Origin of the sequence: Pseudomonas sp. Irchel s3b5, assembly GCF_900187435.1 — a bacterium.
Lineage (GTDB): Bacteria > Pseudomonadota > Gammaproteobacteria > Pseudomonadales > Pseudomonadaceae > Aquipseudomonas.
The window spans coordinates 151,554-163,728 of the sequence record NZ_FYDY01000005.1 but is presented as its reverse complement, the minus strand read 5'-3'; the positions used below and the strand labels follow the sequence as shown (position 1 = coordinate 163,728).

9 protein-coding genes and 1 pseudogene are annotated in these 12,175 nt (G+C 58.8%); 5 read left to right on the top strand and 5 right to left on the bottom strand.

What is annotated here, in order from left to right; translation table 11 throughout:
- Positions 1-6: 6 nt before the first annotated feature.
- Positions 7-165 (top strand): annotated as a pseudogene (locus CKW15_RS07955) (YbaY family lipoprotein); the annotation flags it as partial.
- Positions 166-178: 13 nt separating this feature from the next.
- Entirely contained in the window at positions 179-868 is a 690-nt protein-coding gene (locus tag CKW15_RS07950; RefSeq protein ID WP_095152005.1) for a DUF4197 domain-containing protein, read from the top strand.
- Positions 869-977: 109 nt separating this feature from the next.
- Here the strand turns inward: CKW15_RS07950 and CKW15_RS07945 are convergent, their stop codons facing one another.
- Both CKW15_RS07945 and CKW15_RS07940 read right to left on the bottom strand, forming a co-directional pair.
- A complete protein-coding gene (locus CKW15_RS07945; RefSeq protein ID WP_095152004.1) occupies positions 978-2,315 on the bottom strand; it encodes a Fic family protein in 1,338 nt (445 codons plus the stop codon).
- A gap of 142 nt (positions 2,316-2,457) precedes the next feature.
- Positions 2,458-2,739, bottom strand: a complete 282-nt coding sequence (locus CKW15_RS07940) for a DUF6124 family protein (protein ID WP_095152003.1) — start codon at positions 2,737-2,739, stop codon at positions 2,458-2,460.
- 1,197 nt (positions 2,740-3,936) lie between these two features.
- On the opposite strand from CKW15_RS07940, the gene CKW15_RS07935 reads away from it, so the two are divergent.
- A protein-coding gene (locus CKW15_RS07935) for an IS3 family transposase (RefSeq protein ID WP_095152002.1) occupies positions 3,937-5,474 on the top strand; the annotation gives its coding sequence in 2 pieces (ribosomal slippage) (positions 3,937-4,405 and positions 4,405-5,474; 1,539 coding nt in all).
- 160 nt (positions 5,475-5,634) lie between these two features.
- Here the strand turns inward: CKW15_RS07935 and CKW15_RS07930 are convergent.
- Together CKW15_RS07930 and CKW15_RS07925 are read right to left on the bottom strand one after the other, a co-directional pair.
- The gene (locus CKW15_RS07930) at positions 5,635-8,700 is read right to left on the bottom strand and encodes an efflux RND transporter permease subunit (RefSeq protein ID WP_095152001.1); all 3,066 of its coding nucleotides are present in this window, start codon (positions 8,698-8,700) and stop codon (positions 5,635-5,637) included.
- Between the two features lie 6 nt (positions 8,701-8,706).
- A complete protein-coding gene (locus CKW15_RS07925) occupies positions 8,707-9,807 on the bottom strand; it encodes an efflux RND transporter periplasmic adaptor subunit (protein ID WP_095152000.1) in 1,101 nt (366 codons plus the stop codon).
- 93 nt (positions 9,808-9,900) lie between these two features.
- Here CKW15_RS07925 and CKW15_RS07920 point away from each other — a divergent pair, with 93 nt between their 5' ends.
- On the top strand, positions 9,901-10,545 hold the full coding sequence (locus CKW15_RS07920) for a TetR/AcrR family transcriptional regulator (RefSeq protein ID WP_095151999.1): 645 nt from the start codon (positions 9,901-9,903) through the stop codon (positions 10,543-10,545).
- A gap of 131 nt (positions 10,546-10,676) precedes the next feature.
- Here CKW15_RS07920 and CKW15_RS07915 read toward each other — a convergent pair whose 3' ends face one another.
- Positions 10,677-11,459, bottom strand: a complete 783-nt coding sequence (locus CKW15_RS07915) for a class I SAM-dependent methyltransferase (protein WP_095061703.1) — start codon at positions 11,457-11,459, stop codon at positions 10,677-10,679.
- Between the two features lie 93 nt (positions 11,460-11,552).
- Here CKW15_RS07915 and CKW15_RS07910 point away from each other — a divergent pair, with 93 nt between their 5' ends.
- Positions 11,553-12,173, top strand: coding sequence for an energy transducer TonB (locus CKW15_RS07910; protein ID WP_095061705.1), 621 nt, complete (start codon positions 11,553-11,555; stop codon positions 12,171-12,173).
- Positions 12,174-12,175 lie beyond the last annotated feature (2 nt).

Genomic DNA, 12,175 nt, shown 5'->3' with positions numbered 1-12,175 from the left:
AGCGAGCCTGCGATCGTGCTCGATGAACAGAAAGGCCCGGTCAAAGGCCAGGTGCCCCTGCCATTCCATCTGAGTTACGATCCGGCCCAGGACAAACCGGGTCATCGCTACTCTTTCAGCACGCGTATTGAAGTCGACGGCAGTCCGCTAAATTCATCCTTCGAACAAGGAAGCTCTCATGCTCCGCCCTACCCTTCGCTTTGCCGGCCTGTGCGCAGGCTTGATGATCAGTGCCAACGCCATGGCATTGGCACTGACCGACCTGTCACAGAAAGACGCCACCGGCGGACTCAAGGACGCCCTGACCCAAGGCGCGCAACTGGCTGTTAAACAACTGGGTACGCCAGGTGGTTTCAGCAACAACCCGGATGTAAAAATCGAACTGCCGGGCAAGTTGGGCAAAGTCGCCAGCAAAATGAAACAGTTCGGCATGGGTGATCAGGTCGATGAGCTGGAAGCCAGCATGAACAAAGCGGCGGAAACCGCCGTGATCCAGGCCCAGCCGATCCTCGTGGACGCCGTGAAGAAAATGACCGTGGAAGATGCCAAGGGCCTCCTCAGCGGTGGCAACGATTCGGCCACCCAGTACCTGAACAAGACCAGCCGCGAACAGATCCGCGCCAAATTCCTGCCCATCGTCAAACAAGCCACCGACCAGGTGGGCCTCGTCCAGCAGTACAACTCGTTCGCAGGGCAAGCGGCGACCATGGGCGTGGTAGATGCGAAGAGCGCCAACGTCGAAAACTACGTCACCGAGCAGGCGTTGAATGGCTTGTTTGAAATGATCGGTAAACAGGAAGAAACCATCCGCCAGAACCCGGCGGCTGCGGCGACCAGTTTGGCGAAGAAGGTGTTTGGTACGCTCTAAACACGCCCCCATGTAGGAGCGAGCTTGCTCGCGATGAGGCCTCATGCGTCAGCATTGATGTTGGCTCATGTATGTACCGCAATCGCGAGCAGGCTCGCTCCTACGGGCATCAGGTTGCCTGCTGCGGACGTAAAAAGAACACCCATTCGCGCCCCATCTTGCGCCTCTCGAACAACTTCAACGCGACCAGCCCATTCAGGGTGGCCGACGCCATGCGGTAAGAACAGCCCAGATTCTCGCTCGCATTGACCGCCGTGAACTCCTTGGCCATTCCGCTCCTGGCCACTTGAAACAAGGTTCGCTGTTTCTCTGTGAGTCGGTCGAGAAAACCACTGGCCCGCAACCAGCAATCAAACTGCTGCGCATCGTCGAGACTTTTCCGATACGCCTCGGTAAAACTGCCCACAGCCCGCAGCACCACCGAACACTGGAACTCGATGAAATAGGTCAGGTCCAGGTCATCCGCTTCGGTATTCAAATACGATCGTCCGTACTTCAACGGCGCATTGCGCAACAGAACACTGATGGCGATGTAGCGGAACGCCGAAAAGTCATTCTTGAACATGAACCAGTAAAACAACGCCCGCGCCACCCGACCATTGCCGTCGCGAAAAGGATGCTCGTAACCCAATACAAAATGCAGCGCGATGGCTTTGATCAACGGATGAAGGTAGTCCGCTTGATGGGGGTTGTTGTGGGACTGGTTCATCCACTTCGCCAGCGCCTGCAAACGTGACACGAGCCCTGCCGCAGGTGGCGGTGAATGCACGGTGTTGCCCTCGCCATCCTGGACCACGACATCATCGTTGCTCCTGAAGGCGCCAGGCGAGTACTGCGAATCATCGATACCCTCGACACCCACTCGGTGCAGGGTTGCGATCAGCTCAACGCTCAGCGGCTCGTAACGCTGCTCCCAGGCAACGTTCATCATCTTGAAGTTGCCGATGACCATTCGCTCATCCGGCGTACGCGGCAAACGATGGCGCTTAAGCATGTCCTTGGCCACCCGCGTCGTTGTGGCTGCGCCTTCGAGCTGGCTGCTGCTGATGGCCTCGTCTTCGATCAGGTCATTGAGCCAATAACTGAAATGCGCGCGCTCGCCGATCTGGCCGGCTATGTATTCCAACACTGCGGTGGTGGCCTGACGATCAATGGCTTTTTGCGCCAACGGCGTCAGCAGCAATTGCAGCCAGCGCTCCGGCTCACCCAGTGGCAACAGTCTCGAATACTGTGCAGCTCGCGCTTTCTTGACCAAGGCCCAGCACAACGTCGAATCCAGACCCGGCGCCCAGCGACGACGCAAAGCATCAAAAGGCAGATAACGCCCTTGAACGTCCAGTGGCTTGAGCAAAGCCAGGTAGTCCGAAAGTCGTTCCTTGTGGGGCGAGCGCAACAGCCGATCGAACACCGGATCGGACCGGCCCAACAAGGTGGGTGGAGTTTTCATGGTGCTGTCTCAAACGGGTGTGGAACCGGGGTCTGAGTACAACACCTGAGCTTTGCAGCCTCAATATCAGACCGGTCCGAGATCAATGTAGGAACAAAGAATGCCCGCTGGCCGGTCCAGGTTCAGCGGGCTTTTTGTGGTGCTACTGCTTTTCTTCCAATTGGTCCAACACGCCGTTCACCGACAACTGCGCCAGGACAATCATCTGCTGAATGCCGAGCGCCAGATTGCACGTCGGGCCATTCAGGAAGGACGACAGCTCAGTTGCCATCACATTCGCCGAGGCGAGGGTTTCGTAGGCATGGACAAGGAGGGTTTCAGAATCGACACCTGGGCGGATGGTGAAGATTGGGCAGGGGCGAACGGTAGTGTCTTCGGACTGCTCAGGATTTTTTTCTGGGGGATTTGGGCTGGGCTTTATCATTGTGAAGCTCCTAACGAAAGTTGGAGCAGCCAGCATCACTTGCAGATGATGGGTGGCAGCTGTGTGCAGGTCTGCAAGACCGAGTCGTTAGGCAACCTCGGCAGACCCGAAGATCTCCCGCACACAGCCACCATAAATCGGTGGTCGCTAAAAAGCGCCACGATTATAGGTGCGCCTGTAGGCGCCTAACAAACTATTGGCGGGCTTGCAGTCCCGGTCACTGAATTGGCAGCGACGGTCACAGGCTAGAGATCGTGTTTCTGACGGGCAAGCTGAAAGTCTTGTGGGGAGGGTCTGATTATTTGATCTGGATCGACGAACATCGTTGACTGTCAGGCCGCCATCGCGAGCAAGCTTGCTCCTATGGGGATGCGCGGTGTACATGCAAAACCTGTAGGAGCGAGCCTGCTCGCGATGGTCGTTAACGATGACGCGGGCTGACTGACGGAGCGCGCTGCTCTTACGTTTTTCGCGAGCAGGCTCGCTCCTACAGAAGAGCAAAGCAGGGCAGCGTACACCCAAGCTCCTCACCACTTATCAGGCCGAGCGTTAGCTCGCCTGCAGCTTTTGATCCTGATCCACCCGCCCCCTCGAGAGGCCGAGAGGAGGTTCTGCGTAGTGGGTCACAGGCTAGAGATCATGTTTCTGACGGGCAAGTTGAACGTCTTGTGGGAAGGGTCTGAATGTTTGATCTGGATCGACGAACATCGTTGACTGTCAGGCCGCCATCGCGAGCAAGCTTGCTCCTACGGGGATGCGCGGTGTACATGCGATTCTGGCCACACCACAAAAACCTGTAGGAGCGCGTTGCTCTTACATTTTTCGCGAGCAGGCTCGCTCCTACAGAAGAGCAAAGCAGAGCAGCGTACACCCAAGCTCCTCACCACTCATCAGGCCGAGCGTTAGCTCGCCTGCAGCTTTTGATCCTGATCCACCCGCCCCCTCGAGAGGCCGAGAGGAGGTTCTGCGTAGTGGGCAACCCGGCATGGATGCCGGGTTAGCCGCCCCCGGCCATGGATGGCCGATGGCGGCGGGCCCACGGAGCAGGACCGGAGCGAGGGCATGCCGAGCCTGGGCGAGGCACCGAACGTCAGGGGCGAGACCTTTTGGTTCCTTTTGGGGCGTTCCCTCAGTGTCAGGCTACCTGTCGCCCTTGTTGATTGACTCAATCATTCAAGAGGGCGAAGGTGCACAACAATGTCCAACCTAGGCAAACGCTACGACAACGACTTCAAAGACTGGGTCGTTTTGCAAATGATGCCGCCCCTCAATCGATCAGTGGCAGAACTTGCCGTCGCGCTCAATCTCACGCCACAGTCGCTGCGAAACTGGAGACAAATGGCTAGAGATAAAGGCTTGATCGTTCCGGGAAACGGCAAGACCAGTGACCAATGGACTAGCACTGATAAGTTCAATGCTGTCATGGAAACGGCGCCGTTGAGCGAGGTGGAGATCTCTCAGTATTGCCGAATCAAGGGAATTTACCCTGAGCAAATCCAGCAGTGGCGAATGGCATGCCAGAACGCCAATCCGGTCGTTGACCTCAACTCTCGAACCTCTAAGACGGCTGAGCAGCGGCGTATCAAAATACTTGAACGTCAATTGATCCAGTCTGATGCCGGACGTGCGGAGGCGGAGGCCTTGCTGGATCTCAGAAAAAAAGCCAATGCGATCTGGGGCAAGGACAAGGAAGACTGATCGACGCCTCTGATCGTACGCAAGCCATGAAGTTGATAGCAGACGCGGTGCTAAATGGCGCTCGTCGATACCGAGCCTGCAATGAGCTGGGGCTGAGCCTGCGCACAGTTCAACGCTGGCGACACGCTGACTGTGACGGACGACAACTGGCTCAGCGGGCAGCTCCGGCTAACAAGCTCAGTGATACGGAGCGCCAAGCGGTGCTTGCCGCTGCCAATCAGGCTGGCTACGCCAGCCTCACCCCGCACCAAATCGTCCCGAAACTGGCCGATGAAGGTATCTATCTGGCGTCGGAGTCGACGTTTTACCGTGTGTTAAAAGCCGCTAACCAAAACGTGCGTCGCGGCCGAACCAAAGCCCCGAAACGCAGGGTACTGACGACGCATCGCGCTGACGCTCCCAATCAGGTGTGGTGTTGGGACATCACTTGGTTGCCCAGCACTGTCAGAGGTCGTTTTTTCTACTGGTATATGGTCAAGGATGTCTACAGCCGCAAGCTCGTCGCCAATGAAGTGCATGAGGTGGAATGTGCCGAACACGCCTGTGAGCTGCTTAGAAAGGGATGTTTGCGTGAGCATACTGCGGGTCGTCCGTTTGTGTTGCACTCGGATAACGGCCACGTTATGAGAGGCTCCTTGTTACGTGAAAGCATGGTGGCCCTGGGCGTAGAGCCGTCTTTTAGCCGGCCAAGGGTGAGCAATGATAACGCCTATGCGGAGGCACTTTTCCGCACTGCAAAATACTGCCCGCTTTGGCCGGATCAACCATTTGATACGGTCACTGATGCAAGGCTTTGGGTGCAGAAATTTATCGAGTGGTACAACGAAGATCACCGACACAGCGCCTTGAAATACGTGACGCCAAACGAGCGACACGAAGGCAAAGCGACGGCTCTATTACAAGCTAGAGCAGCACTTTATGAGGATGCCAGGGAAGCTAATCCGAGTCGCTGGAGTACTCGGACACGCAACTGGAAACTGGCAGATGCGGTGTATTTAAACCCAGAACGCCCTGCAATTAAGGGCGCAACGGGCTAACAACTGTAGGAGCAAGGCGACAGGTACCTTGACACGTACCGCGTTTGCCAAAAGGAACTCGCCGTAAGGGCGAAACCATAAGTGGCCATTACCGCAGAAATGGATATGTACTCAATCAACCAAGAACCTGGTCGGCCCGAAGGCCGCCAAGGTCAAACCCTCAAACCGACTCGTTGCGAACCCGAAACCACGCAGCATAAAGCGCTGGCAAAAACAGCAGGGTCAACGCCGTAGCCACAATCAACCCCCCCATGATCGCCACCGCCATCGGCCCGAAAAACACACTGCGCGACAACGGAATCATCGCCAGCACCGCCGCCAGCGCCGTCAACACAATCGGCCGGAACCGCCGCACCGTCGCCTCGATAATCGCCTGCCAAGGCTTCAGCCCCGCAGCAATATCCTGCTCGATCTGATCCACCAGAATCACCGAGTTACGCATGATCATCCCCGACAACGCGATCGTCCCGAGCATGGCCACAAACCCGAACGGCTGACGGAACACCAGCAAGAACAGCGTCACCCCGATCAACCCCAACGGCGCCGTCAGAAACACCATCGCCGTGCGTGAGAAACTGCGCAGTTGCAGCATCAGCAACGTCAACACCACCACGATGAACAGCGGCACCCCGGCCTTCACCGAGTTCTGTCCGCGCTCGGAATCCTCTACGGTGCCACCGACATCCAGCAAATACCCGTCCGGCAATTCGGCGCGAATCGGATCAAGCGTCGGCATGATCTGCTGCACCAACGTTGCAGGCTGTTCCTTGTCATAAATGTCGGCGCGCACCGTCACGTTAGGCAGGCGATTACGGTGCCAGATCACGCCCTCCTCGAAGCCGTACTCCAGCGTGGCGATCTGCGACAACGCTACACTGCGACCGTTGTCCGTCGGTATGGCCAGGCTCGGCAGCAACGACAGCTCCGTACGTTCATGCACGGTGCCGCGCAGCAGGATCTCGATCAACTCGTTGTCTTCACGGTACTGACTGACACTGGAACCGGTCAGCGAGCTTTGCAAAAACTTCGACAGGTTCGCCGTGCTCACGCCCAATGCCCGGGCGCGGTCCTGATCGATGTTCAGATACACGACTTTGCTCGGTTCTTCCCAATCGAGGTGAACGTTGACCACATGCGGGTTTTCCCGAACCTTGGCCGCGACTTTGCGCGCCAAGGCCCGAACTTCCTCGATGTGCTCACCCGTGACACGGAACTGCACCGGATAGCCAACCGGCGGGCCGTTTTCCAGACGCGTGACCCGCGAGCGCAGCGTCGGGAATTGTTCGTTGAGCGTCGAGATCAACCACGCACGCAGGGGTTCGCGGTCCTCGATGGTCTTGGCCAGCACCACAACCTGGGCGAAGCTCGCAGCAGGCAGTTGCTGATCCAGCGGCAGGTAAAAACGCGGCGAACCGGTACCGACGTAAGCCACGTAGTTATCGATCCCGGCCTTGTCCTTGAGCAAGGCTTCAAGGCGTTTGACCTCCTCGGCGGTGTTGCTCAAGGAAGCGCCTTCGGCGAGTTTCAGGTCGACCATCAACTCCAGTCGGCCGGACGCGGGGAAGAACTGTTGCGGCACAAAACGGAACAGCACGATGGAGGCAATGAACAACACCACGGTCGCCGCGATCACGGTTTTACGCCAGCGCACACACCATTCCACCACACGCCGGACGCGCTGATAGAACGGTGTTCCGTAAGGGTCTGGCTGACCAGGACCATGTTTCGCCGCATGAATTTTCGCCAGGTCCGGCAGGAGTTTTTCCCCCAGGTAAGGCACGAACAGCACCGCGGCCACCCACGACGCCAGCAGCGCGATGGTCACCACTTCAAAGATCGAACGGGTGTACTCCCCCGTGCCCGATTGCGCCGTGGCAATCGGCAGGAAACCGGCGGCGGTGATCAGCGTGCCGGTAAGCATCGGGAACGCGGTGCTGGTCCAGGCATAGCTCGCCGCTTTGACCCGGTCGAAGCCCTGCTCCATTTTGATCGCCATCATTTCCACGGCGATGATCGCGTCATCCACCAGCAGTCCCAGCGCCAAAACCAACGCGCCGAGGGATATCTTGTGCAGGCCGATGCCAAGGTAATACATGCAGGCAAACGTCATCGCCAACACCAGAGGAATCGCCAGGGCGACCACCATGCCGGTGCGCACGCCGAGTGAGAAGAAACTCACCAACAGCACGATGGCCAATGCTTCGACCAACACCTGAATGAACTCACCAACGCCGGTTTTCACCGCCGCCGGTTGATCGGATACTTTGCGCAACTGCATGCCGATCGGGAGGTTTTTCTGGATACGGGCGAACTCGCCTTCCAGCGCCTTGCCCAGCACCAGAATGTCGCCGCCCTCCTTCATGGCGACAGCCAGACCAATCGCATTTTCCCCCATGAAGCGCATACGCGGCGCCGGTGGATCGTTGAACCCACGGCGCACATCCGCCACATCGGAGATGCGGAACGTACGATCACCTACGCGGATCGGGAAGTTCTTGATCTCGTCGACCGTACGAAAATTCCCCGTCACCCGTAGCTGCAATCGCTCGCTGCTGGTTTCGAAGAAGCCCGCCGTGGACACCGCGTTCTGTTCTTCAAGCGCCTGCTGCACCGTCCCCAATGGCAAGCCGAGGGTGGCGAGCTTGACGTTCGACAGCTCGATCCAGATTTTCTCGTCCTGCAAGCCGAGCAGGTCGACCTTGCCCACGTCCTTGACCCGTTGCAGCTGGATCTGGATGCGGTCGGCGTAATCCTTGAGCACGGCGTAGTCAAAACCTTCGCCGGTCAGGGCGTAGATGTTGCCGAAGGTGGTGCCGAATTCATCGTTGAAGAACGGCCCCTGAATCCCTGGCGGCAAGGTGTGGCGAATGTCGTTGACCTTCTTGCGCACCTGATACCAGAGCTCCGGGATCTCCACCGAGTGCATGGAGTCACGGGCGATGAAGGTGACCTGGGATTCTCCGGGGCGAGAGAACGAAGCGATGCGCTCGTACTCGCCAGTTTCCATCAGTTTCTTTTCAATGCGTTCGGTGACCTGGCGCGAGACTTCCTCGGCAGTCGCCCCCGGCCAATTGGTGCGGATCACCATGGCCTTGAACGTGAATGGCGGATCCTCGCTCTGGCCAAGCTTGGTGTAGGAAAGTGCGCCAACGATCGCCAGCAAGAGCATCAGGAACAGGACGATCTGGCGATTGCGCAGCGCCCAGGCAGAAAGATTGAAGCCCATCGGGGATTACTCCTTGTCGGCCAGATTGACCACGCGGTTGGAGCGATCCACCGGGCGCACGGATTGTCCGTCCAGAAGCACATGAACACCCGCGGCCACGACCCAGTCGCTGGCGTTGAGGCCTTCGAGCACCGGTACGTTTTTCTCGCCAAAGGCACCGATCCGCACCGGGGTCTTCTTCAAGGTGTTGTTGGCGCTGACGACCCAGACGTAGGTCACACCGCCTTCTGCGGTCAGCGCGGACAATGGCACCGACAGGGCCACGGTTTCGGCGGTCGGCACAAAGACACGGGCGCTCTGGCCGAGTTCGGCGGGCACTTTGGCGCTACTGAAAGCGATGCGCGCCGCGAAGGTGCGGGACTTGGGATCGGCAGCCGGCGACAGTTCGCGGATACGTCCGTCGAAACGCTGGTCCGGTTGCGTCCACAGCTCCACTGATACTGGCTGACCGACCTTGAAGCGACCGAAGCTTTGCTCTGGCAGGCTGATCAAGACTTCACGCTCGCCGTCGGTGGCCAGGGTAAACACGGTTTGCCCGGCCGCGACGACTTGCCCGACTTCCACCGCACGCTTGGCGACCACGCCATCCTGCGGCGCACGCAGCACGGCGTAGCTGGCCTGATTGGTCGAGACGTTGAATTCGGCTTTGATTTGTTTGAGACGCGCGTCACCGGAACGGTAAAGGTTTTCGTGATTGTCGTACTGCGAGCGGCTGACCAGCTGACGCTCCATCAGCGTTTTATAGCGATCACGCTCGGCGCGCACCATGCTCAGGTTGGCCTCGGCGGCCGCGACCTGGGCGCGCGTGGCTTCCAGTTGCAGGCGCACGTCCTGGGGATCAAGTTCCGCCAGAGGCTGATCGGCCTTGACCCGCTGCCCTTCGTCGACCAATCGTCGGCTGACCTTGCCGCCGATACGGAACGCCAGGTCCGGCTCATAGCGGGCGCGGACTTCACCGGGATAGCTTTCCATCGCCTGCGCCGACGGCTCTGGCTGAACCACCATGGCCGGACGGATGCTGACTTGCGGCGCTTCTTCGTGACCGCACGCCGTCAATAGAAATGCCAGGCTGACCGGCAACGCGAGGGGCAAGGCATAGCGGAACATGGTGAAGGACCTTTCGCTAATGGTGCTTGGAATAATTATACTGGCGAGTATGTTATTAATAGCAAACTCACCAGTCCAGTAATAAAAGCGAATATGCCGAACAATCTTTCAGCACCCAATGGCCCAGGCCGCCCCAAGGATCTGGCCAAGCGCCAGGCGATCCTCGACGCAGCGAAAACGCTGTTTTTGACCAAGGGTTATGCCAACACCAGCATGGATGCTGTCGCAGCAGAGGCCGGTGTGTCGAAGCTGACGGTCTACAGCCACTTCAACGACAAGGAGACGCTGTTCTCCGCCGCCGTGGTGGCCAAGTGCGAAGAACAACTGCCACCGCTGTTTTTCGAATTATCGGAAGGCGTGGCGGTGGAAACGGTGCTGCTGAACATCGCGCGCGGCTTCCATCAGTTGATCAACAGCGATGAGTCGGTGAACCTGCACCGCTTGATGATGACCCTGGGCAGCCTGGACCCGAAACTCTCGCAGATCTTCTTCGAGGCCGGGCCCCAGCGCATGGTGCATGGCATGGAGCGCTTGCTGAGCAAGATCGACGAAAGCGGCGCGTTGAGCATCGACAAACCGCACAACGCAGCCGAGCACTTCTTCTGCCTGCTCAAGGGCGCGGGGAATTTTCGTTTGCTGTACGGCTGCGGCGAGCCGCCGGTGGGTGAGGCGGCGGAGAGCCATGTGCGGGAAGTGGTGGGGTTGTTTATGCGGGCTTATCGGCCTGAGCGAACCTGATGGTTTGAGGGTGTCCGGGCTGACGCCTTCGCTGGCAAGCCAGCTCCTACAGGGTCCGAGGTGTTCCAAAATCCCGGGGCCGACACAAAACCTGTAGGAGCTGGCTTGCCAGCGATGAAGGCGACTCGGTCCTAAGGCTTGAGCGCCTTCTTCGGATAAATGTCATACCGACTGGACTTGCCATCCAGCGCATGACTCGGCTTCGGCCCTTCAATGCAGGGCGCCTTGCGCGGCCGCTTGACCACCACCCGGTGACTGGCCAGCGCGAGTGCCGCTTCGAGCAATGCCGGTGCATCCGGATCATCGCCCACCAGCGGCCGGAACAGGCGCATTTCTTTCTTCACCAGCGCGGTTTTCTCACGGTGCGGAAACATCGGATCGAGGTAGATCACCTGCGGCGGCTCCCCCTCCCAATTGCGCATCACCTCAATCGAATTGCCCTTGAGCAACCGCATGCGCGCCACGATCGGCGCCACGTCGAAATCTTCTGCACCCCGCGCGAGGCCATCCTCCAGCAAGGCGCCAATCAACGGCTGACGCTCGATCAGGCTCATCTCGCAGCCTAGGCTGGCCAGCACGAACGCATCCTTGCCAAGCCCCGCCGTGGCGTCCAGCACGCGCGGACGCACGCCTTGGGCGACGCCAACAGCCTTGGCGATCATCTGCCCGCTGCCGCCACCGTACAAACGGCGATGGGCCGCACCGCCCTCGACGAAGTCCACCCGCACCGGCCCCGGCGCATCCGGCCCAAGCTGTTGCAGTTGCAAACCCTGCTCGCCCACCTGCAAGGCAAACTCGCCGTCAGCCACTTGCAGCGGCAAGCCCAGGCGCTCGGCCCATTGTTCGGCTTGTGGCGCGAAGGCAGGGTTCAGCGCCTCGACATGGATGCGGCACACCGCGGGTTGATCAATCATCGGAAAACACGCTCAAAAAATTAATGATCGGCAAAAACGGCCGATAACAAAACTATCGAGCATTTTGCCAGAGCTGAGCGTCGACCGAGAGAAATGTCAGACTTTCAACCCACAATCACAGGTTTTATCTCGCCCTACGGCGATTACAACCTGCGAAACACCCAGGCACTGAGCGGTGTCAGTCACATCTGGCAAGATTTCTTTGCCCGTGCGCTGGCCGAACAGTCGGGTGAAGTGCTACCTGAATCTCTGAATTTTCCACCGGTCGATCTGGAAAGCCCGGTCGAACCCACCGTCGGCAGCGACTTGCTGGCGCACATCGTGTCCCAGCGTGAATGCGATGTGCAGGACAACGAAGTCCGCCCGCCCGAGCCGCTGTTCCTGCCGATTGCCGAATTCGAAATGGACCTGGCCGACAAGCCTTTCCCACCGTTCCCGGCGGATGAAATCGTCGCTCAGCAGAAGCAACAAAACTTCGAAAGCGGCTGGGTTCGCCCGATCGTCCTGAACGCCGGCCAACCTGTGCCGCACATCACCCCGGCGCCGCAACCCCGTCCACTGCACTTGCCGATTGCCGAATTTGAACTCGATTTGCTCGACAAGCCGTTCCCGCCGTTCTCGTCGGAAGAACGGGTGGAGCAACAGAAACAACTCGACTTCGACAACGGCTGGGCACGCCCGATTGTCCTGCAGAACCTGCGCATCGCCGCCTGATC

Excerpts from the sequence above, each read along its gene's own strand:
- CKW15_RS07950 (WP_095152005.1), top strand. The coding sequence starts at position 179 with ATGCTCCGCCCTACCCTTCGCTTTGCCGGCCTGTGCGCAGGCTTGATG.
- CKW15_RS07910 (WP_095061705.1), top strand. The coding sequence starts at position 11,553 with ATGTCAGACTTTCAACCCACAATCACAGGTTTTATCTCGCCCTACGGC.
- CKW15_RS07915 (WP_095061703.1), bottom strand. The coding sequence starts at position 11,459 with ATGATTGATCAACCCGCGGTGTGCCGCATCCATGTCGAGGCGCTGAAC.
- CKW15_RS07940 (WP_095152003.1), bottom strand. The coding sequence starts at position 2,739 with ATGATAAAGCCCAGCCCAAATCCCCCAGAAAAAAATCCTGAGCAGTCC.
- CKW15_RS07920 (WP_095151999.1), top strand. The coding sequence starts at position 9,901 with ATGCCGAACAATCTTTCAGCACCCAATGGCCCAGGCCGCCCCAAGGAT.
- CKW15_RS07945 (WP_095152004.1), bottom strand. The coding sequence starts at position 2,315 with ATGAAAACTCCACCCACCTTGTTGGGCCGGTCCGATCCGGTGTTCGAT.
- CKW15_RS07930 (WP_095152001.1), bottom strand. The coding sequence starts at position 8,700 with ATGGGCTTCAATCTTTCTGCCTGGGCGCTGCGCAATCGCCAGATCGTC.
- CKW15_RS07925 (WP_095152000.1), bottom strand. The coding sequence starts at position 9,807 with ATGTTCCGCTATGCCTTGCCCCTCGCGTTGCCGGTCAGCCTGGCATTT.